The following is a 22,950-nucleotide window of genomic DNA, read 5'->3' as shown; positions in this document are numbered from 1 at the left end:
CTGGAACGTCGAATCGTGGGGCTGCGGGCAGAAGTCGACGCCGCAGGCTATCCCCGCCCCCAGCATCTACGCCTGAAGGCGTCGTGTGCGGAGGCACTGGCCGCGGCCAGGTGGACGTTGGGCCGACCGAGCCCCCAGGCCTTCCGGCCGGCGATGCAGGCGGCCTCGTAGCCGACCGGCGACACCCGGAACACGCCTCCGATTCGGTTGCAGCACAGCGACTTCCAGCCGGACGTCCGCTCAGTCCCTCCCCTCGACCGACGCGAGATAGATGGCCGCGATCTCCTCCAGGCCCCGCTGATCGACCGGTCCGAATCGGTCGAGTTCGGGACTGTCCAGATCGAAGACGCCGAGCAGCGTGCCCTCCGACACCAGCGGCACCACCAGTTCCGATCTGCTCAGCGGATCACAGGCGATATGGTCGGGCACCGCGTGCACGTCGGCGACGCGTTGAGTCCGGCGAGTCCGCGCCGCCGCACCGCACACACCGCGATCCAGCCCGATCCGCACACACGCCGGGCGGCCCTGGAAGGGGCCGACCACCAGCTCCCTCCCGTCGTAGAAATAGAACCCCACCCAGTTCAGACCGGGAAGACCGTGATAGACGAGCGCCGACAGATTGGCGGCGTTGGCGATCCGGTCGTGTTCCCCCGCCAGCAGGGATCGGGCCGACGCCGCGAGCTCCCGATAGCGTTCGTCGTCCGTGTGGTCGTCGGCGGCGCTCATACCGCACCTGCGCCCATGCGATGGTTCATGCGTATCCCTTTCCTGGTGGCGGCTTCGGATGCCCCGTCGGCGGCGCGCCGACCGTCCCGGCAGGCGGGATCGGTCCGCGGCACCGCGCCGGATCCGTGTTTTCGTTGTCCCATGGCTTCAGCGGAACGGATTCGAGCAGCGGTGCATCGGTATCTCGAGGCGGTGGGCTCGGGGTCCGCCGCCGATGTGGCGGCATGTTACAGCGAGGACGCCACCGTGGAGGATCCGTTCGGTTCACCACCGCACATCGGCCGGGCGGCGATCGAAAAGTTCTACGGCGCATTGGATTCCGCGCATATGCGCACCGAACTGCTCGACCTGCGGATCGCGGGCGGCGCGGCGGCGTTCCGGTTCCGGGTGGTCACCGAAACCGGTTCCCGCACAACGACGATCGAACCGATCGATGTGATGACCTTCGACGAGGACGCGCGGATCACCGGTATGCGAGCGTTCTGGTCACCGGAGGACGTGCGCGTCGACTGAGGGCGGCGGCTCATCGCAGCGCGGGAATCACCGCACGCTCGAACAACTCCACACCGGAGAGGTCGTATGCCGATTCGGGGAAGTTGTGGATCGCGTACGACAAGCCCAGATCGCGGACCCGGGACAGGTTCTCGACGATCTGTTCCGGTGTGCCGACCGCGAGGGATTCGGCGGAGAGGTTGGCGACCCAGTTCCGCGCGGCCTCGGCCCCGAGCACAGGAGCGAGTCGCGAGGCGAGTCCGTCCAGCCGTTCGCGCACCTCGGCCTCGGTGGCGCCGATCACGGTGTTGAAGTTGGCACTGCGGGTGATCGCGTCGAAATCGGTTCCGACGGAGGCGCAATGCTCGCGCAGCAGTTCGGATTTGCGGGTGAAGGTCTCGGGATCGCCCGCGAAGTTGGTGTACTGCGCGTATTTCGCGGCGATGCGCAGCGTGACCTTCTCCCCGCCACCCGCGATCCAGATCGGAATACCGCCGCCCTGGAGCGGCAACGGATACACCCGGGCGCCGTCGACCCGGAAGTACTTGCCGTCGAGGGTGGCGGTGCCGGTGGTCCACGCCTGACGGAAGATCTGCACACCCTCGTCCAGCCGGCCCAAACGCTCACCTGCGGAGGGGAATCCGTAGCCGTAGGCGCGCCACTCGTGCTCGTACCAGCCGGCGCCGATACCCATCTCGACCCGTCCGCCCGAGACGAGATCCACGGTCGCGGCCACCTTGGCGAGGTAGGCCGGGTTCCGATAGCTGATCGCCGTGCACATCTGGCCCAGCCGGATGCGCGTCGTGGTGGCGGCGAACGCCGACATGAGCGTCCACGCCTCGTGTGTCGCTTCCTCGGTGGGAACCGGCACGGTGTGGAAGTGGTCGTAGACCCACAGCGATTCCCAGACGTCCGCGGCGTCGGCTCGCTGCGCCAGTTCCCGCATCACACCCCACTGCGCCCCCGGTTCGATGCCGACCAGATCCAGTCGCCAGCCCTGCGGAATGAAGATGCCGAAACGCACGCCGCGCCTCCTCGTCGAGAGAACAGATCCGGCGGCCACTCTTCCCATCGATGCGCTCGCGGGCGAGAGTTCGGCGCTCGGCGCGCCGAACTGCCCGCAGAGACCCGGCGAAGCCGGAATCGGTTCACCGGGTCTGCAGAGCCTCGATCAGAGCATGCCGATCAGGTCGGTGAGGATCGATCCGAGACCCGAGGCCAAAGCTCCGACAACCGCGATGATTCCGCTTATCACAGCGTTCCTTTCTCCGAGCGTTCCGTTGGCAAACCACGAGGTATTCGATCTCGAGGTGTATGTCGGATTGGTCCCGCCTCCGCCGGCACCGGCCGGGTGAACGTCACGGTCGATCGCCGGCGCGCGCCACGCGCGTGAGCCATTCGGCCAGCAGGGCGCGCAGCAGTTCCGGCTGTTCGTGCGGAAGGGCGTGTCCGGCCTCGTCGACGACGGCGAGCGTCGCGTGCGGACTGCGCGCGAACAGGTCGGTCGCCCCCGCGCAACCGACCGTCGAATCCAGCCGTCCGGCCACGATCGTGGTCGGACCCGGATAGGGCGGTGCGCCGTCCGGGCTCAGCTGCCACCGCTCACCGATGCGCCGGGCCGCGGCCGGATCGGCCGGCGCGGCGGCCGGGGCGACGAAACGCTCGTAGCGGTCGAGCATTTCGGGAGTTTGGACGACGAAGTAGCCGCGGAAATCGTCGTCGCCGAGATCGCCCGGCCCGGCCACGACGCGATGCGCGGGAATGTCCCGCACTCCGGGCAACAGCGGGCAGACCAGCGCCAGGCCCGCCACCCGATCGGCACGCCGCGCGGCCATCGCCTGCGCGTAGTATCCACCGGCCGAGTGCCCGATCAGCAGGAAACCATCGCCGGTCACCTCGTCCGCGAAACCCAGCAGCGTCTCGAGGGCATCGTCGGCGCTGCGCAGCGTGTCGGGTGCGGTGGTGGATCCCGTTCCGGGCAGGTCGGGGTAGATGCGCCGCAATCCGGCGATGTCCCCGAGTATCGGGTCGAAGCACGCCTCGGCCTCGCGGTGATCGACACCGGCGCCGTGCAGCACCAGAACCGGCCGGCCCGTGCCGTGCTCCACGTAGTGAAAATCGACCCCGCCCGCGCGCAGCTTCATGACCGGCAAGCTACCCGGCCGGTCCCGCTGTCGCCTGCCGGACGCGGGTGCGAGCATGGGACGGTGAGTGTATCCGCGAGTGAACCGCTGCCGGAGTCCGATGCACTCGAGGCGCTGCGGATTCCGCTGACCGGCTACTGCTACCGGCTGCTCGGTTCGTCGGCCGATGCCGACGATGCGGTGCAGGAGACGATGATCCGCGCCTACGCCCGATTCGACAGCTTCGATCCCGGGCGCGGCCGGCTGTCGACCTGGGTCCACGCCATCGCCACCAACATCTGCCTGGACATGCTGCGCTCGGCGCGGCGCCGGATGCTGGTGTGGGAGGGCCCGGTCTCGACCGGATTCGATCCGGATGCGGTGGTGCCCGCCGACCGATGGCTCGATCCGGTCCCCGACGCGCGGGTGCTCGACCCGGCCGACCGCGTGGTTCGCCGCGAGTCGGTGCGGCTGGCCTTCGTCGCGGCGCTGCAACATCTGCCGCCGCGCCAGCGGGCGGTGCTGGTCCTGCGCGAGGTGCTGGCGTTCAGCGCCGCCGAAACCGCGACCATGCTCGAGGTGACCCCGGCTGCGGTCAACAGCGCCCTGCAACGCGCCCGCGCCACCCTGGCCGCGGTCCGGCAGTCCGCCACGGATCCGCTCGATCCCGACGATCCGGGCGACCGGGAACTGGTCCGGCGCTACGTGGCGGCCTTCGAAAACCACGATGTCGGCGCTCTCGCCGCGCTGCTGTGTGAGGACGCCGAATCCGGTATGCCGCCGTTCGCGTGGCGACTGAGCGGGCGCGACCTCGTCGTCTCGGTTTTCGCGGCGGGCGAGGCGTGCATCGACGATCGGCTGATACCGGTCCGGATGAACGGTTCGATCGGATTCGGTCAGTACCGCCCCGACACCGACGGTGTGCTGCGGCCCTTTGCACTGCTCGCGATCGAGGCGCGGTCGGGATCGATCGCGCGGCAGGTGACATACCTGGGCAGCGGCGACCGGTTCGCCGAATTCGGCCTCCCGCCGATTTTCCGCGCACCCACCGATGAATTCCCGCCATCGGGTTCGTAACAGAGGTGACCACTGCCCTACGACCGAAACGACGGGTTCATGACCTCCACCGACACCGACACCGACCTCCTGCGCGAGCACACCGTGGCCGAGCGCCGACGCCTCGCGGATCTGCTCGCCACCCTCACGCCGGAGCAGTGGGCCGCGCCCTCGCTGTGTGAGGGCTGGCGAGTCCGCGAGGTGCTCGCCCACATGACGATGCCCTACCGGACATCCACCTGGGCGTTCGTGCGCGGCCTGGCCGGCGCGCGCTTCTCGTTCCACCGCTACGCAGACCGGGCCGCGCGCGCCGACACCGCACGGATGAGCGATGCCGCACTGCTCGCGTCGCTGCGCGACAACGTCGATCACCCGTGGCGTCCGCCGGGCGGTGGCGTGGTCGGCGCGTTGAGCCACGACGTGATCCACGGCCTGGACATCACCGAGCCCCTGGGCCTGCCGCCCGCCCCGCCGGAACGGATCGCCCTCGTGCTCGACAATGCGAGCCCGAAATCGCTGCGCTACTTCGGGGTCGACCTGGCCGGTCGGCAACTGCGGGCGTCCGACGCGCCGGTCACGCTGGGTTCGGGAACGCCGATCACGATGTGCGCCAAGGACATTCTGCTCACCGTCACCGGCCGCCGCCCGCTGCCCGCCGACTGACGGGGCCCGCCGGGCTCACAGACCGCCGAGGCGTGCGAGTACGGCGAAGGCCGCGTCGTCGGCCGACCACAGGGCGTTGATCTCCGCGCGCGTGGCCTCGGCGGTGGCGGGATTCTGCAATGCCAGCCCGTTGGTCCAGACCACCACGTTGTAACCCAGGTCGGCGACCTCGAGCAGCGGCCCGGTGGCCACGCCCTGACCGAACAGCCGGTCGAGCCCTTCGCCGACGAAGTAGAACCGCCACAGCGGCCCGAGGTCGGCGTTGTAGACCTGCCTGGTCCGATCGACGATCAGATCGCCGCTGCGGGCGATCGCGTCGACGATGTGGAAGAAGTCCGGCGCGTTCTCGGGTTTGCTGCCGACCGCGGCGACCGCGTAGGCGAGGTCGACCGTCAGGTGTGCGTTGTAGCCGGCCATCGCGACCCTGGCGGGCGACTGGTCGCATTGACCGGCCAGCTGGAAATACCACGCCCAGTGCGGCTCGGGGGTGCCGCCGGTGAATTCCGCGTGCAGGTTCACCAGGAATCGGCGCAGCAGTTCGTAGCTGATCGCGTGGGCGTATTCCGGGTCGGCGAAGGCGCCGGGATCGTGCTGCAGCGGCAGCACCGGCGACTGTTCCACGGCGTCGAGTCCCACATCGAACAACCCGCGCCAATCATGGTGGGAGGCAAGTATGTCGGCGATCCGATGGTTTCGCGCCACGGCCTCGTCGAGCCGGTCGAGGGTGGGCCCGGCGCCGATGGTCGTGGTATCCGACAGCGCGGCGACGGTCTGGATCTCCGCGGCGGACAGCGGGGTGCCGCACTGCGCCTCGGCCACGGCCCCCGCCTGCGGCGCGGACGCGATCAGGGACGAAAAGCCAAGAGCCACAACGATCGACGCGATTCGGAGCATACGATGTCCATCCTGTCCGATGACGTACGGCGGTGTTGCCGATACGGTACTGCGGTTCGATCCGTGACTGTGCGCACGACCTCGGCGGTGTCGTCGGTTTCCGCTCACCACCGGCTCTCTCCCTCGGCGGACGCGCCGGGACGCACATGCGCGCGCATCCCCTGCGGGCCGAACAGGATGAGCAGTTCCACCACCCCGCCGTCGGCACTGCCCAGCCAGTGCGGGACCGACGTGTCGAATTCCGCCGCCTCCCCGGGCGGCAGGGTCAGATCGCGGTCGCCGAGCACCAGGCGCAGCCGGCCGTTGAGCACGTAGAGCCATTCGAAGCCCTCGTGTGTCTGCGGTGTCGGCTCCAGCGGTCGCGGGGGCGCGGGAATGATCATCTTGAACGCCTGCACGCCGCCGGGCCGCCGGGACAGCGGCACGAAGGTCATGCCGAATCGCCGGATCGGCTTCAGGTGGATGCGCGGGTCGCCGGTGCGCGGAGCCCCGACCAGGTCGTCGAGCGGGACGTCGTAGGTGCGGGCCAGCGGCAGCAGCAATTCCAGGGTCGCCCGCCGCTGCCCGCTCTCCAGGCGTGACAACGTACTTTCCGACACCCCGGTGCTCGCCGCGAGGTCGGCGAGGGTGATCCCGCGCTCGCGGCGCAATGCGCGCAACCGCGGGCCCACCGCACCGAGCACCTCGTCGGTGTCCTCAGCCATTCGGGTCCTCAGCCATTCCGGCCATCTTGCCGGAACAGCAAGGTTCCGTGCCAGTTCGCCACGTCCGGCGCCAGGCTGAAGATCCGACCGCCCCTCGACCGCGAAGGAGCCGCCATGCCCACCGCCGCCCGCCGAAGGGACACTCCGCCGCCGCGGACCGGGACCGATGAGCTCGCGGTACTGCGCGGCTTCCTCGACTACTTGCGCACCTCCGTCGCCGCGAAGGTCGAAGGAGCGCCCGAACCGCAGGCCCGAGCCGCCGCGGTGGCTTCGGGCACCAATCTGCTCGGTCTGCTCGTCCATCTCACCGCCGTCGAGCGCTCGATGTTCCTCGGCGCCAGGGTGACCGACTGGCAGGCGACGTTCCGGGCCGCCCCCGACGACAGCGTGGCCGATGTCGTCGCCCGCTATCGCGACGCGGTCGAGCACGCGAACCGGGTGCTCGACGGATGCACCGATCCCGCCGCGACACTGCCGCGGCCGGGACGCCCCGGGCCCAGCGTCCGCTGGGCCCTCACCCACATGATCGAGGAGACCGGCCGCCACGCCGGTCACGCCGATATCCTGCGCGAACTGATCGACGGCGCGACCGGGCGCTGAGCTCAGCGGGTGCGCACCGGGTGCTCACCGGTCGATTCGCGGGCGGACGGCGAAGACCTCGTGCATCTCGGTGCCGACCAGATGCGGGTCCTGGCGGGTCTGCGCCGACATGCCCAGACGTGTGAACAGATCGCAGATCTCGCGCAGCCGGCCGTCGCGATCGTGCACCTCGGCGACGACGACGTGGATGCGCCGCCAGTCCGCGTCGGTAATCCCGCGCAGCACATCCAGTTCCGCGCGTTCGACGTCGACCTTGAGCAGGCCGATCTCGCACCCGCGGCAGTGCTGGTCCAGGATCGCCGACACCGTGGTGACCCCGACCTCGAGTTGTACGCCGTCGTGCAACCCCTGGGTGATGACCGCGATGGCCTTGTCGTCCAAGCCGTTGTTGCGCAGATAGATGGCGGTCGCCTCGTCGTCGGCCGCGCGATCGGCGAAGAATCCGGAATTCGCCGTCGCGCGCGGGTACCAGGTGAAGGCCCGGGTTCCCGGCGTGGCGCCGACCGCGGTTCGCAGCGATATCCCGCCGGGAACATGCGCGGCGATATTGCGATCCAGGCAACGGAAGGTCATCGGCACCGGTTCGACCGCGATGACCCGGACACCGGGGCAGGTGTCGGCGAACATCATCGCGCTCAGGCCGATGTTGGCGCCGATGTCGAGAACGACCTGACCGGGGCTCAGGAACTCGGCCGCGCGCCGGTAGAACCCGTCCGCCGCGGTCGTCTCCCCCCACAGCATCCTGGCTTCGGCCGGACTGGTGCACGTGACCGTCCTGCCGTCATCGAGACGCACGTGTTGCAGAGTGGTCAGCATTCTTCCATGAACCTTTCGAGGACAGGGCCGACGACGGCCAGTACATGGGAATGACTCAATTCGAGGTGGCGGGCGTCGACGACGATGTTGTGAATGTCGCCACCGATGTAGGGCCGCCAAGTCCGTGCGAGAGCCTCCGTGTCCGGGTGATCCTTTCCGGCGGTGAACAGGACCAGGTCCCCGTCGAAGACGTCTGCTCGGTAAGCGGCGGAGATATCGGCGGCCGTACGGAAGCTCCCCATCACCCGATCGGTCTGTTCGGCAGTGAACAGTCCGCTCGCGATCACTTGCCCCCGGATGACATCCCACGCCTGTTCGTGGGTGCTCACCACCAGCTCGTCACCGAGGTCGAACAATTCCCGCCAGCCGCCGAGCAGATCGGCCATCAGCTCCCCTGGCGCCGGATCGGCCGAGGCGGATGACGGTTGCGGGGGCGCGCCCGCCGCACTGTCGAGCAGGGCCACGACGCCGACTCGAGCGCCGTCGCGTTGCAGCCGAACCGCCATCGCGTGCGCGATCTGACCGCCGAGCGACCACCCTAGCAGGTGGTACGGACCCGTCGGCTGCACTCGGCGAATCTCGGCCACATAGCGTGCGGCCAATTCGTCGACGGAATTCGCGAGGGGTTCGCCGGCCACCACGTGCGGATCCTGCAGGCCGTATACCGGGCGATCCGGATGCAGATGTTCGACGAGTCCGCCGTAGAACCACGCCAGGCCGCCCGCCGGATGGACGGCGAACACGGCCGGCTCGGATCCGTTCGCGCGCAAAGGAAGCAGCACGGTCAGGCCGGATGCGCCGTCGGCGTCGTCGGCTCGGCGGGCCAGCGCCTGCGGTGTCGCGTCCTCGAACATCCACGGCAAGTCGAGCGTCACACCGCGCGTCCGCAATTCGGTCACCGCCATGGTGGCCAGCAGCGAATTGCCGCCCAGATCGAAGAAGCCGTCGGTCGCCCCGCCCCGCGCGGACCCCAGGATCTGCTCGTACACCTCGGCGATGATCTTCTCGGTGCGCGTGCGCGGTGCGACGAACCGTTGCGCGGCCGTGTCGAAATCGGGCGCGGGCAAGGCTTTTCGATCCAGTTTGCCGTTGACCGTCAGCGGCAGATCGGCCAGCACCATCACCATCGAGGGCACCATGTAACTCGTCAGCACCTCGGCGGCGGCCGCCCGGACCTCCCCCGGATCGATGTGCTGCCCGTCGGCGGCGACGACATATCCGATCAGCTGGTCGACCTCGCGTTCGTGGCGATGCACGGCCGCGGCGGCCCGCGCGACCGACGGATGCCGCAGCAACGCCGACTCGACCTCCCCCAGCTCGATCCGGTACCCGCGCAACTGCACCTGCGCGTCACCGCGACCGGCGTAGCTCAGTTCCAGGCCGTCACCGGTTTCCCGCCAGCTGCCGAGGTCGCCGGTGCGATACAACCGGCCGCCGGCCGGGTCGAACGGATCCGCCACGAACCGGCTCGCCGTCGGGGCGGGTGCCCGCAGGTAGCCACGCGCGAGTTGTGCTCCGGAGACGCAGATTTCGCCGCGAACCCCGACCGGCACGGGACGCAGCCGGTCGTCGAGCACATAGATTCGCAGGCCCGGGAGCGGCACCCCGATCCGGTCCGCCGCCGGGCCGCCGACCTCGGCGAAGGTCAGATGCACCGTGGTTTCGGTGATCCCGTACATGTTGACCAGCCGCGGTGAGCCGGGCTCGTGGGCGGCGAACCACTCCGGCAATCGCGACGCATCCAACGCCTCACCGCCGAAGACGACATAGCGGAGCGCGAGATCACCACTGCCGCAGCCGGATTCCCGATACCGGCGTTCGGCGTCGGCGAAACCGTAGAAGGCCGACGGGGTTTGGCTCAAGACGGTGACGCGTTCACGCGCCACCAGTTCCACCAGCGCGTCGGGCGAGCGGGAGGTGTCGCGGTCGACGACGACCAGCCGGCCGCCGGTCAGCAGCGCGCCCCACATCTCCCACACCGCGAAATCGAATGCGTAGGAATGGAACATCGTCCACACGTCGCCGGGGTGGACGTCGAATCGGTCGGTGGCGTGGGTCAGCAGCGTGACCGCGTCGCGGTGGGTGACGGCCACGCCTTTCGGGGTGCCGGTCGACCCGGAGGTGTAGATCACGTAGGCGAGGTTGTCCGGCCGCGCGGCCACCGGCGCCCGAGCGCTGCCGGCGTCGAATTCGGTTTCGGCATCGTCGATCGACACCAGCGGCGTCGCGCACCTGGGCACCTGCGCGGCGATCTCGGCCGAGGTCAGCACTACGACCGGGCGCGCGTCGTCGATGACGAAGCGCAGGCGGCGCGGCGGATTCGCGATATCCAGCGGCAGATATGCCGCGCCCGCGCGCACGACGGCGAGCAGCGCGACGATCAGATCGACCGACCGCGGCAGCGCCACCGCCACCAGCGTTTCCGGTCGTGCGCCGTGCGCGGCGAGGCGGGCGGCCAGCCGGGTCGCGCGGCGATCCAGTTCGGCATAGGTGAGCTGTGCCGTACCGTCGCTCACCGCGATCGCTTCGGGTTGTGCCGCGACGCGGGCGGACAACAGCTCGGACAGGGTCTGCTCCGGAACCGCGCTGCCGTCGGTTCCGGCGGCGGACAGTATCCGGCGGCGTTCGTCCGGTGCGACGATATCGATATCGTCCACGGCGACAGCGGGATTCGCGGTCGCCTGCTCCAGGATGCCGACGAATGCCCGCGCGAATCGCCGCATCGTCTGCTCGACGAACAGGTCGGCGGCGTAGGTGAGGCGACCGGTCATTCCGCCCGGCCGGCCGTCGGCATCGCGCCGTGGGACGAGTTTGACGTTGAGATCCGCGCGTGCCTGATCGAAGCCCTCTTCGATCGGTTCGACGGTGAGGCCCGCCAGCTCCAGCGCGGCGGCGCTGAGATCCTGCACGTCCAGCGTCACCTGATAGAGCGGCATGTGCGCGGTCGAGCGCCGCGGATTCAGCTCCTCCACAATCTCTTCGAAAGGCACGTCGGCGTGAGCCAACGCCGCCAGATCCGTGTCCCGGACGGCGGCGAGCAGTTTCTCGAACTCCTGCCGCGGCGCCACCCGCGTCCGCAACACCAGCGTGTTGACGAACATGCCGATCAGATCGTCGAGTTCGCGGTCGCCGCGGCCGGCCACCGGGGTGCCGATCGCGATATCGCCGACCGCGGCCAGCTTCGACAACAGGACCGCCAGCCCGGCGTGCAGCACCATGAACACCGTGGCGTCGGCCGCGCGGGCGAGGGCATCGACGCGGGCGTGCAGGTCGGCGGACAGCTCGAAATCGAGGGTGCTGCCGTGCATGGACGCCACCGGCGGCCGGGGCCGGTCGGTCGGCAATTCGAGAAGTTCCGGCAGTCCGGCGAGAGCGCCGGTCCAGAAGCGCAGCTGCCGGGAGATCAGTGAGTCCGGGTCGGACTCGTCCCCGAGCATCTCCCGCTGCCACAGCGCGTAGTCGGCGTACTGCAGGGGCAGCGGCGGCCAATCCGGTTGTGTTCCTTGTCTACTCGCCTCGTACGCCACCGCCACGTCCCGGGCGAGCGGCAGCATGGACTGCCCGTCGGCACAGATGTGGTGGACGCCGATCACCAGCACGTGGTCACGGTCGCCGAGGGCGAACAGTTCGGCACGCACCGGCGGCTCCCGGGTGACGTCGAAGCCCGCCGACACCACCGCCGCCGCGCGCTCGAGGACCTCCCGTTCGCCGGTTCGGATCGGGACCAGCGCGGGCGCGACCTCCTCGGCCTCGACCACGACCTGGCACGGAGCCCCGTCGATCATCGGGAACCGGGTTCGCAACGACTCGTGCCGGTCGATGACCAGCGCGCACGCCCGGCGCAGCGCGTCGACGTCGAGGTCGCCCCGCAACCGGATCACCAGCGGAATGTTGTACGCGCCGACCGAGGTGTCGAAGCGGTTGAGGAACCACATCCGCTGCTGTGCGGGCGAGAGCGGGATGCGGTCCGGGCGGGTACGCGGCACCGGCCGCGCGGCGACGGCCCGGTCGGCGTCGGCGAGACGGGCGGCCAGCTCGGCGACCGTCGGGGCGTCGAACAGATCCCGGATGCCGACGTGCACACCCAGCGCCGTGCGCACGCGCGCGACCGCCCGGGTCGCCGACAGCGAGGTGCCGCCGAGTTCGAAGAAGTTGTCGGTCGCGCCGACGTCGCCGACCCCCAGGACGTCACCGAAGACGTCCGCGATGCGCTGCTCGGTGTCGCTACCGGGAGCGATCCGGCGTCGCCGCACCGCGAAGTGCGGTGCGGGCAAAGCCGCCCGATCGAGCTTGCCGGTAGCGGTCAGGGGAAGTTCGGCGATGCGCAGCACGACGTCGGGCACCATATGCGCCGGCAGACGGCGGCGCGCAACGGCTTTGACCTCGTCCGGATCGATCCCGGCGGCGCCGACCAGATATCCGGCCAGCCGGGCGGTGCCGCGCTCGTCGGCGCGCACGGCGACCGCCACCCGGTCCACCCCGGGATACTCGCCCAGGACGGCCTCGATCTCACCGAGTTCGATGCGCTGACCGCGGATCTTGACCTGGAAGTCGCGGCGGCCGAGATACTCCACCGTGTAGTCCGGTGTCCAGCGTGCCAGGTCACCGGTCCGGTACATACGAGAACCGTTGGGGCCGAACGGATTCGCGACGAACCCGGTCGCGGTCGCCCCGGGCCGATTCGCGTACCCGCGCGCCAACTGCGGGCCGGCCAGGTACAACTCTCCCGCCACGCCGACCGGCACCGGCCGCAGCCACGGGTCGAGCACGACGGCCTCCATTCCGCGGATCGGCACGCCGATGGTCACGTCCGCACCCGGCGCCAGCGCCGCGCTGATCCCGGCGAAAATGGTGGCCTCGGTCGGCCCGTATCCGTTCAACAGCCGCCGTCCCGGCGCCCATACCGCGACCAACTCCGGTGTCACCGACTCGCCGCCCGCCGCGAGCACGCGCAACGAATCCATGCCGTCCGGGGACAGGGTGGCCAGAACGCTCGGGGTGAGGAAGGCGTGCGTCACCCGTTGTGCCCGAACAACCTCCGCCAGATCTTCCCCGGCATAGGCGTCCGGTCCCGCGACAACCAGCACCGCACCGTTGGGATGGGCCAGCAGTACCTCGAGGACCATCGCATCGAAGCCCGGGCCCGCCGCGTGCAGCACCCGTGAGGCGGTGTCGATGCCGAAGCGGTCGCGCACCACCGCGGTGAAATTCGCCAGCCCCTCGTTCGTGACCACGACACCCTTGGGCGCGCCGGTCGAACCGGAGGTGTAGATCACGTACGCCGCGTCCGCGCTCCGCGGTGTCCGCACGCGTTCCGCGTCGGTGACGGTGGCCGCGGATGTCGCGGCGATCGCGATCTCGGTCTGCGGATCGTCGAGGACCAGCGGAAATACGGTGTCCGGTAGCAGATCCCGCGCCGCCGCGACCGTGAGTGCCACTCGCACATCGGAATCGGCGAGCATGTGGGCGACGCGTTCGGCGGGATTGCGCGGGTCGACCGGCAGGAACGCCGCGCCGGTCTTGACCGTCGCCCACAGTCCTACGACGAGTTCCACCGATCGCGGCATCACCAGTGCGACCTGCTCACCGGGACCGATCCCGCGCGCGAGCAAGGACCGCGCCAGCCGGTTCGAGCGCGCGTCCAGCTCGGCGTAGGACATCGTCTGCCGGCCCGAAATCAGCGCCGGCGCGGCAGGATTCGACCACACACCCGCGGCGAGCAACCGGTCCGCGCGTTGCGGCGCCGCTGCGGCGCCGCCGGTGGCGGGGACCAGGGCGTCACGATCGGCGCGGTCCAGCAGATCCAGCGTCATCAGCCGTGCACCCGGGTCGTTCGCGATCGCCCGCAACACCAGTGCGACCCGGTCGGCGAGTCCGGACGCCGTCGCGTCGGTGACCTGATCCTGCCGGTAGCGCAGCCGGATGTGCAGCCGGTCGGTGTGGTGGGCCTGAACGGTGATCGGGTAGTGCGTAGCGTCGCGACCGTCCGCCGCGACCACCCGCATGCCGTCGATGTCGGCGGCGCCCAGTCCACTGCCGTCGACCGGATAGGACTCGAATACCACCAGCGTGTCGAACAGCGATACCGCATCGACCGCCGACAGGATCCGCGGCAGTTCGAGGTAGTGGTGGTCGAGCAGGCGAGTGTTGCCGGCCTGCAGCCGGATCAGCGCCTGCTCGAGGTTATCCTCGCGGCGGACCTCGGCGACGACCGGAATCGTGTTGATGAACAGCCCGATCATCGACTCCACGCCGGGCAGGTCGGCGGGCCGGCCGGACACCGTACTGCCGAACACGACGCGGTCGGAGCCGAGCAGATTGCCCACGACCACCGCCCAGGCGAACTGCACGATCGTCGCCATCGTCACCGCACGGGACCGCGCGAATTCCGCCAGCTCGGCGCTCACCTCGCGGTCGACCTCCACCGGCAGATCGACCGGCATGGTGGCGGCCGCATCGGCACGCGGATCGGCGACCAGGGTCGGTTCGGTGACATCGCGCAGCGCGTCGCGCCACACCGCCGCGCTCGCGGCACGATCGCGCCGGGCCAGCCAGTCCAGATAGTCACGGTAGGCGGCCGCATCCGGCAGCAGCCCGGGCTGCCCGTCCGCCGCGTACAGGCCGATCAGTTCCCGCCACAGCAGTGGCAGTGACCATCCGTCGAGCAGCAGGTGGTGGGCGGTCAGGATCAGGCGGAAGTCGCGCGGCCCCAGTTCGGCGAGCACGAATCGCAGCAGCGGCGGTTCCGCCGGATCGAAGGACGACTCCCGCTCGGCATCGAGGAGGTCCGCTGCCTCGGACGGGCCTGCGGAGAGCGCGACCTGTCGCCACGGCACCTCGACCGTAGCCGGAATCACCTGCACCGCAACGCCTTCGGCGGTGCGAGCGAACGCGGCCCGTAGGTTCGGGTGGCGCACGAGCAGGGCCTGCGCGGCGCGCCGGAACCGGGCTGCGTCGACCTCGCCGGTGAGAGTGAGCACGGATTGGGCGAGATACACGTCGAGCCGGCCCGCGGCGACCTCGGCGTGGAAGAGCAGCCCGGCCTGGAGTGGCGCCGACGGCCACACGTCGTCGAGTCGTCCGTAGCGGCGGGCGAACGCGTCCAGATCCTCGCGGGTCACGTCGACCAGCGGCACATCCGCGCGGCTCAGTCCCCAGTCCCGGTCGGCCGCGGCCGCGATGGTGGTCAGCGCCTCCACCCATTCGCCGGTGAGTTGGTCGACCTCGTCGCGGTCGAGCAGCCGGGAGGCGTAGCCGACATATGCCGACAGCTGCGGTCCGGCTGCCGTGTCCAGAATGTTCACATCGATCGTGAGCACCGCCGCCGCCGGCATCTCCGGCTCGAATGCCGCTCGCTGATCGAAGGTTTCGCCGGAGGGCACCCACGCCGGATTCGCCGGATCCGTGCCGTCCACGCCCGTGCGTCCGAGGTTGTTGTAGGCGATCTGCGGTTCCGGCAGCTCGGCGAACCGCTGCGCGATCGCGGGATTCAGATAGCGCAGCAGGCCGTAACCGATTCCCTTGTCCGGGATTTCCCGCAACTGGTCCTTGACGGATTTCACCGCGGCGGGCAGATCGGCGGAGTCCGTCCCGTCGAGGTCGAGCACCACCGGATATCTGGTGGTGAACCAGCCGACGGTGCGGGACAGGTCCGCCCCTTCGGCGATCCCTTCTTCGCGGCCGTGCCCTTCCAACATGACACTCGTTGCCGGACAGTCGATGCCGCGGCGTTCGCGCAGGCGCCGCACCGCCACGGCCAGCGCCGTCAGCAGCGCGTCGTCGACGGTGCCGTGCGCCGCCGCGGGCACCTCGCGCAGCAATGCCGAGGTCACCTCGACCGGCAGTGTGACGGTCAGGTGCCGCACGGTCGCCTGGGTATCCAGCGCGGGATCGATATTCGCGCGTCCCAGTATCGGGTCGGGGGCGGAGCAGATCCGCTGCCACAGTGGGAATTCCTCGGCCCGCGCCGCCGCCGCGGCGACCAGCGCCTCGGCCCACCGCCGCATCGAGGTGCCGGGCGCGGCCGGCTCGACCGGACGCCCGGCGATGATCCGCTGCCACGCGACGGCGAAGTCGGGCAACAGAATTCGCCACGACACCGCGTCCACGGCCAGGTGATGGATCACGACGAGCGCACGTGCCTCGGCGTCCACCCCGGGTTCCGGCAGCAGGCAGACGACGTGCACCATCGCGCCGGTCGCCGGATCGAGCCGGTCGACCGCCGCGGCGAAGGCCGCCTCCCCCACAGCGGTGAAACCCGGCGATCCCGGCCGCTCGCCGGTGCCGAAGGTTCGCATCGATACCGATCCGGCGTTTTCGGACGCGCTCGGCGGCAGCACATCCCAGCGGCCCGCCCGCAGCCGCGAGCGCAGCACATCGTGGCGTTCGACGACCGCCCGCACGGTCGCGCACACATCGTCGATCCGCGCGTCCCGCGGCAACCGCACCAGCACGGACTGCGCGAACCGCGCCGGTGCGCCGAGGTGCTCGACGAACCACGCCACGATCGGCGTGAGCGCGACCTCACCCACGCCACCGCCGGGCAGTTCCTCGATCATTGCCCGCGCGGGCGCCTGCGCGATCTGCGCCAGACCGCGAACCGTCTTGCGCTCGAAGATGTCTCGCGCCGTCACGCCGATGCCGACGGCCCGCAACCGCGACGCCAGCTGGATCGACATGATGGAATCGCCACCCAGCGCGAAGAACGACGTGGTCGCGCCGACCCCGGGCACACCCAGCACATCGGTGAAGGCCGCGGCGACGGTGCGTTCGAGCTCGTCCGAGATCGCCGCCGGGCCTTCGGCGGTGACCTCGAAGTCCCGTTCCGGCAACGCTTTTCGATCCACCTTGCCGGTCGAGGTGAGTGGCAGCCGGTCGAGTACGGTGACGGTCGCCGGCACCATATGAGCGGGCAGGGTGGCCGCGAGCCGATCCAGGATGTCGCCCGGCGCGGCGGTCGTGGCGGGATCGGTGGTGACGTAGGCCGCGAGCACGGTCCGCCCGCCCGGGCCGGTGCGCGTCACGGTGACCGCGGTGGCGACGACCGGATGCGCGAGCAAGGCGGCATCGATCTCACCCAGTTCGACCCGCTGGCCTCGGATCTTGATCTGAAAATCGAGCCGGCCGACATACTGCATCGTGGCCTGCGCGGTCCAGCGGACGATATCGCCGGTGCGGTACATCCGGGTTCCGGACGCACCGTAGGGGTTCGCCACGAAAGACGCCGCCGTGACGGCGGGACGATTGAGGTATCCGCGTGCCAGTGCGGCGCCGGAGAGATACAACTCCCCCGGTATCCCGATCGGCACCGGACGCAGCCGCGCGTCCAGCACCACCGCCTCCGCGCCGCGGATCGGCCCGCCGATGGTGAGTGTTTCGTCCGGGCCCACCGGATCACTGATCGTGATCACGATCGTCGTCTCGGTCGGCCCGTAGATGTGGTGCAACCGCCGCCCGGCCGCCCAGGCCGTGATCAGGTCGGGCGCCACCTTCTCGCCACCGACCGCGAGCATCCGCACCGAATCGAGCTCGGCCGGAGACATCGTCGCCAGCACACTCGGCGTCAGGAACGCGTGCGTCACCCCGTGCGCCGCGATCAGCGCGGCCAGGTCCGCGCCACCGACCACCTCCGGCGGCGCCACCACGAGTGCCGCGCCGGCGGCGTGCGCCATCAGCGCTTCGAGCAGGACCGCGTCGAAGGCCGGTGAGGCGACTTGCACGATGCGCGAGGTGCGCTCGACGCGATAGCGGTCGCGCTGCTCCGCCGCGAAGGCGGCGAGCCCCTCGTGGGTGACCATCACACCCTTGGGCCTTCCGGTCGAGCCGGATGTGTAGATCACATAGGCCACATCCTGAAGCCGCGGCGCGCGTGGCCGTTTCACCGCGGGTTCGCCCGGGTCCCGTGGTTCGTCGAGCATCAGCCAGCGCACATCGCCGGGCAGCGCGGCGCGCGCGTCGGTCGTCGTGATACCGAGGGCAGCGCCGGAGTCGTGCAGCAAGTAGGCGATCCGCTCGGGCGGATAGCGCAGATCCAGCGGCACGAAGGTGGCGCCGGTCTTCACGATCGCCCACATGGCGATGTGATAGTCCGCCGAGCGCGGCACGGCCAGCGCCGCGCATACCCCCGGTTGCGCGCCCGACGAAACCAGCTGGGCAGCAAGCTCTTCCGCGCGATCGTCGAGTTCTCGGTAGGTGAGCGTGCGAGTACCGTCGATCAGCGCGACCGCCTCGGGAGCGGTCGCCACGGCCGCGCCGAGCAGCTCCGGAAGCAGCCGCGGCACGGGTGCGGCGCCGCCACGTGCCGGAACCAGCCGCTCGGCCTCGTCGGCGCCGATCAGCGCGATATCTCCCACCGGCCGGGCCGGATCGCCGACCACCGCGGCGAGGACGCGCACGAACCGGTCCGCCAGCCCCCGCGCGGTGGCCTGGGCGAAAAGGTCGGTGGCGTAGATGATTTCGCCGTCCATTCCGACGTCGTCACGGTCGGGGTTGTCGGTCAGCAGGACGGTGAGATCGGTTTTGGCCTGGGCGACACCGGGTTCGATCAGCTCCACCTCGACATCGGGCAGCCGGAACCGGGCGGCCCCTGCGTTCTGCACGCCGAACAGCACCTGGTACAGCGGCGTATAGGCCGTGGACCGGGGCCGGTCGAGCAGATCGACCAGCCGCTCGTAGGGCAGGTCCGCATGCTCGAGCGCCTCGAGGTCGACGCCGCGCACCTGCGCGACGAACTCGGTGAACGACATGTCGTCGCGGACCGGCGTGCGGAGCACGACGGTGTTGACGAACATGCCGACCAGATCGTCCAGCGCCGCCGTCGCGCGCCCTGCCACGGGCGTGCCGATCGACACGTCGCCGGTATGCGCGGTGCGCGACAGCACGATCGCCAGCGCGCAATGCAGCACGACGAAGACGGTCACGCCCTCGCGCCGGGCCAGCCGCACGACCTCCTCGTGCAGCCGCGGCGGTATGCCGAACCGCACACTGCCCCCGGCCATCGACATGGTCGCGGGCCGCGGACGATCGGTCGGCAGATCCAGCAGCTCCGGCGCATCGGCCAGGGCCGCCGTCCAATAGGCGGCCTGGCGCGCCGTCACCGACGCCGGATCCTCCTCGGCGCCGAGCACCTCCCGCTGCCACAGCGTGTAGTCCGCGTAGTGCACCGGAAGCGGTTCCCATTGTGGCGCTTCGCCTTTCACGCGCGCCGCGTAGGCGGTGAAGATATCGCGCGCCAACGGTGCCATCGACGAGCCGTCGGCGGCGATGTGATGGACGGCAAGGACCAGAATGTGCTGCTCGGGAGCGAGGCGATATATCCGCACACGCAGCGGTACCTCGGCCGAGACGTCGAAGCCCGCCTCGACGGTCTCCCGGATCCGCTCCGCCAGCACGGCCTCCTCGACCGGCTCCGCATCCGGCGTCTGGCGTTCGGCCACCGCGGCCACATCCCGCACCACCTGGCAGGGTTCGCCGGCCACCGTGGGATAGACGGTCCGCAGAGGTTCGTGCCGGCCCACGACGTCCTCGAACGCCGCACGCAGCGCGCCCAGGTCCAGCGCGCCGGTCAACCGCGCGGCGAAGCCGATGTTGTAGGCCCCCGAGGCGGGATCGAACTGGTTGATGAACCACAGCCGCCGTTGTGCCGCCGCCAGCGGGACCGTGGCCGGGCGCGGCCGCGGCGCGAGCGGGAGCAGCGACGACCGCGCGCGCCGGCTGAGGCGAGCCGCCAACCCGGCGATCGTCGGCTCCTCGAAAATATCGCGAATCCCTACCCGCATCCCGAGCGCCGCCTCGGCACGCGCGGCCACCCGGGCGGCCGAGAGCGAGTCGACACCGATCTCGAACAGATTCGCCGCCACGCTCACCCGCTCCGCGCCGGTGATCGCGGCGACGATATCGGCCAGTGCCGCTTCGTGATCGGTGCCCGCGGGCACGAAGTCCGCCACGTCGTCGAACTCCGGCTGCGGGAGCGCGGCCCGGTCGAGTTTGCCGTTCGCGGTGAGCGGCATCCGGTCGAGCACCTCGACGCGCACCGGAACCAGATACGACGGCAGCCGGCGCGCGAGCCGGTCCCGGATCGCGCGGCCGTCGATCGCCGCCCCCGGTGTGAGCGTCACATAGGCCACGATTCGCTCCGCGGTAGCGATCGCGACCGCGCGCACGACCTCCGGGAGAGCACATGCCGCCGCCTCGATATCCCCCGGCTCGACGCGCTGGCCGTGGACCTTCACCTGGAAATCGCTGCGGCCCAGAAAGTCCAGACGGCCCGATCGGGTCCACCGCACCAGATCCCCGGTGCGGTACAGCCGCTCCCCCGGTGCGCCGAACGGATGCGCGACGAAGGCCACGCAGGTGAGATCGGCGCGGCCGTGGTAGCCGCGCGCCAGCTGCACACCCGAGACGTACAGGTCGCCGACGACGCCGACCGGCACCGCGCGCAGCCTGTGGTCCAGCACGTACACCCGCATGCCGGAGACAGGTGTGCCGATCGGGACCGTCGCGGGGACCATCACACCGGGCGAGCATCGCGCGGAGGTGGCCACCTCCGCCTCGGCCGGGCCGTACCAGTTCACCACCTCCGCCGCGGTGAACACGCGCGCCGCGGCATCGACGGTGGACTGCGCCAGCGACTCGCCGGCAACGAAAACCCTTCGCACCGAGGGCAACTCGGTGCCGTCGACGGCTTCGAGCAGGACGTCGAGCATCGACGGGACGAAGTGCACCGTCGTGATCTCCCGGTTCGCGAGGCACTCCGCGAGATAGGCCGGGTCGCGGTGCCCCTCGGGTTCGGCGATCACGATGCGCGCGCCGGTCAGCAACGGCCACAACAGTTCCCACACCGCGATGTCGAAGGTGACGGGCGTCTTGTGCAGCACCGTATCGTCGGCACCGTGCGGCCACTGCCGCTGCGCCCAGGCCAGCTGACTCGCGGTGGCGGCGTGGGTCAGCGCCACTCCCTTGGGCACACCGGTGGAGCCGGAGGTGAACAGGACATAGGCCACGTTCTCCGGCCGCAGCGGCGCCCGCCGGTCGGCATCCGTGATCGGGTCGCCGGACAGCCCGGACAGATCCAGCCGATCCAGGTCCACCCGCGGACATTCCGGCGGCAGGCCGGCGCCGTCGGCCGACGTCGTGAGAACCAGGAGCGGCCGTGCCGCGTCCAGCACGTCGGCGACGCGCCGGCTCGGCTGCTGTGGATCGATCGGCACGAAGGCCGCGCCCGACTCCAGCACCGCGTACAGCGCCGTCACGAGGTCGACCGAACGTCGAACCGCCACGGCCACATGTGTTTCCGTACGCACACCGCGCGCGATCAGCCATCGGGCCAGCCGGTGGACGCGGTCGGCGAAGTCGGTGTAGGTCAGCGCCTCACCGTCGGCGGGCAGGATCGCCGGAGCGTGCGGAGTGCGGCGCACCTGTTCGCCGAAGCCGTCCACCAGCGTGCGGCCCACCGACACCGGATCGCCGGTGTCGTTCCAGCGTTTGAGCACCAGCTCTCGTTCGGCGGTATCGAGCAGATCGAGTTCACCGAGCGGCGCGTCGGCGTCGGTCGTGAGCCCGTCGAGCAGGCGGACGAACCGGTCCGCGAAGCGCTGCGCCGACTCCGCGTCGAACAGGTCGGTCGCGTAGGTCAATCGCAGCGTCATTCCGGCCGGCTCACCCTCGGGGCCGTGGTCTTCCGTCACCATGAACAGCAGGTCGTAGATCGCGGAACTGTCTCCCGCATCGAGGGTTTCGACGGTGAGGTCCGGCAGCTCCACGCGCGCCCGCACCATGTTCTGGTAGGCGAGCATCACCTGGAACAGCGGCGAATGCGCGGTCGAGCGGGCCGGGCGCAGCGCGTCGACCAGCTGCTCGAACGGCACGGTGGCGTGGTCGAAGGCCTCGATATCACTGCGGCGCACCACATCCAGCAATCCGGTGAACGTCTGGTCGAGGGTGACACGGGTGCGCAGGACCAAGGTGTTGACGAACATGCCGACCAGCTCGTCGAGCACCCGATGACCGCGGCCCGCATGCGGTACGCCGACGGTGACGTCGTCACTGCCGGACAGGCGCGACAGCAGTATCGCGAGCGCCGTGTGCACCACCATGAAGGTCGTGGCGCGAGCGCGCTGGGCCAGCGATTCGACCCGGCTCTGCAATTCCGCCGGTATCTCGGCGTGGATCAGCGCGCCGCGATGGCTCTGCTCGACCGGGCGCGGGCGGTCGGCGGGCAGTTCGAGGAGTTCCGGTATGCCGGCGAGTCGGGTTCGCCAGTAGGCGATATCCCGGGCCGCCGGTGATTCGGGATCGCCGGGCGAGCCGAGGACCGCGCGCTGCCACAGGGCGTAATCGGCGAATTGCACCGGCAGCGGCGGCCGGTCCCACGGATGCTCGCCGGTCCGCGCCCGATACGCCGCCACCAGATCGGCGGCCAGCGGCGCCACCGAATAGCCGTCGCAACTGATGTGGTGGACCGCGATCGCGACCACCCGGACGGTGTCCGACAACCGGTACAGCGCCACCCGCACCGGCACCGCCTCGGACACGTCGAATCCGGTGGTCGACAGCGCGGCCAGCCGGTCGGCCAGCTCCCGCTCGTCGATCCACCGCGGTGTCAGGTCCCACTCCGCGACGACGCCGGCCGCATCCAGCACCACCTGCGTGGGCACGCCGTCGACCGCCGGGTACACCGTGCGCAGACTCTCGTGCCGTTCCACCACATCGCCGACCGCCGCTGCCAGCGCGTCCGCGTCGAGCACGCCCTCGAGCCGAACCGCCAGCGGCACAATGTATCCCGGCGCCCGCGGGTCGTACTGGTTGAGGAACCACATCCGGGTCTGCGCCGTCGACAACGGCAGGCGCTCCGGTCTCGGCCCGGGCGCCGGGGCGGG

At 70.3% G+C, this 22,950-nt stretch carries 11 protein-coding genes; 4 read left to right on the top strand and 7 right to left on the bottom strand.

The window, feature by feature from the left end:
- Nucleotides 1–240: 240 nt before the first annotated feature.
- A complete protein-coding gene (locus IG65_RS0105300; protein WP_030513688.1) occupies nt 241–726 on the bottom strand; it encodes a GAF domain-containing protein in 486 nt (161 codons plus the stop codon).
- 141 nt (nt 727–867) lie between these two features.
- On the opposite strand from IG65_RS0105300, the gene IG65_RS0105295 reads away from it, so the two are divergent.
- Nucleotides 868–1,239, top strand: a complete 372-nt coding sequence (locus IG65_RS0105295) for a nuclear transport factor 2 family protein (RefSeq protein WP_030513687.1) — start codon at nt 868–870, stop codon at nt 1,237–1,239.
- 10 nt (nt 1,240–1,249) lie between these two features.
- Here IG65_RS0105295 and IG65_RS0105290 read toward each other — a convergent pair whose 3' ends face one another.
- Nucleotides 1,250–2,242: an LLM class F420-dependent oxidoreductase gene (locus IG65_RS0105290; RefSeq protein ID WP_030513686.1), complete on the bottom strand. Its 993-nt coding sequence runs from the start codon at nt 2,240–2,242 to the stop codon at nt 1,250–1,252.
- Nucleotides 2,243–2,576: 334 nt separating this feature from the next.
- On the bottom strand, nt 2,577–3,362 hold the full coding sequence (locus IG65_RS0105285; protein ID WP_030513685.1) for an alpha/beta fold hydrolase: 786 nt from the start codon (nt 3,360–3,362) through the stop codon (nt 2,577–2,579).
- Nucleotides 3,363–3,425: 63 nt separating this feature from the next.
- Here IG65_RS0105285 and IG65_RS0105280 point away from each other — a divergent pair, with 63 nt between their 5' ends.
- Complete coding sequence (locus IG65_RS0105280; protein ID WP_051755406.1) at nt 3,426–4,418, top strand: RNA polymerase subunit sigma-70; 993 nt, start codon at nt 3,426–3,428, stop codon at nt 4,416–4,418.
- A 39-nt stretch (nt 4,419–4,457) separates the two neighbouring features.
- On the top strand, nt 4,458–5,060 hold the full coding sequence (locus tag IG65_RS0105275) for a maleylpyruvate isomerase family mycothiol-dependent enzyme (protein WP_030513683.1): 603 nt from the start codon (nt 4,458–4,460) through the stop codon (nt 5,058–5,060).
- A 15-nt stretch (nt 5,061–5,075) separates the two neighbouring features.
- Here IG65_RS0105275 and IG65_RS0105270 read toward each other — a convergent pair whose 3' ends face one another.
- Both IG65_RS0105270 and IG65_RS0105265 read right to left on the bottom strand, forming a co-directional pair.
- Nucleotides 5,076–5,879 carry a DUF5995 family protein gene (locus IG65_RS0105270; RefSeq protein ID WP_369801470.1) on the bottom strand — a complete coding sequence of 268 codons (804 nt, stop codon included), beginning with the start codon at nt 5,877–5,879 and terminating at the stop codon, nt 5,076–5,078.
- 179 nt (nt 5,880–6,058) lie between these two features.
- Nucleotides 6,059–6,658, bottom strand: coding sequence for a helix-turn-helix domain-containing protein (locus IG65_RS0105265; protein WP_036523414.1), 600 nt, complete (start codon nt 6,656–6,658; stop codon nt 6,059–6,061).
- A gap of 114 nt (nt 6,659–6,772) precedes the next feature.
- Between IG65_RS0105265 and IG65_RS0105260 the strand changes: the two genes are divergently transcribed.
- On the top strand, nt 6,773–7,258 hold the full coding sequence (locus IG65_RS0105260) for a DinB family protein (protein WP_030513680.1): 486 nt from the start codon (nt 6,773–6,775) through the stop codon (nt 7,256–7,258).
- Nucleotides 7,259–7,282: 24 nt separating this feature from the next.
- On the opposite strand, the gene IG65_RS0105255 is transcribed toward IG65_RS0105260, so the two are convergent.
- Together IG65_RS0105255 and IG65_RS38915 are read right to left on the bottom strand one after the other, a co-directional pair.
- Nucleotides 7,283–8,074, bottom strand: coding sequence for an FkbM family methyltransferase (locus tag IG65_RS0105255; protein WP_030513679.1), 792 nt, complete (start codon nt 8,072–8,074; stop codon nt 7,283–7,285).
- Nucleotides 8,068–22,911 carry a non-ribosomal peptide synthetase gene (locus IG65_RS38915; RefSeq protein WP_156055494.1) on the bottom strand — a complete coding sequence of 4,948 codons (14,844 nt, stop codon included), beginning with the start codon at nt 22,909–22,911 and terminating at the stop codon, nt 8,068–8,070. Before IG65_RS38915 ends, IG65_RS0105255 begins: the two co-directional genes overlap by 7 nt.
- Between the last annotated feature and the right edge of the window lie 39 nt (nt 22,912–22,950).

The organism is Nocardia sp. NRRL WC-3656 (genome assembly GCF_000720265.1).
In the GTDB taxonomy this organism is placed as follows: Bacteria; Actinomycetota; Actinomycetes; order Mycobacteriales; family Mycobacteriaceae; genus Nocardia; species Nocardia nova.
This window is presented reverse-complemented; position numbering and strand designations above follow the sequence as displayed.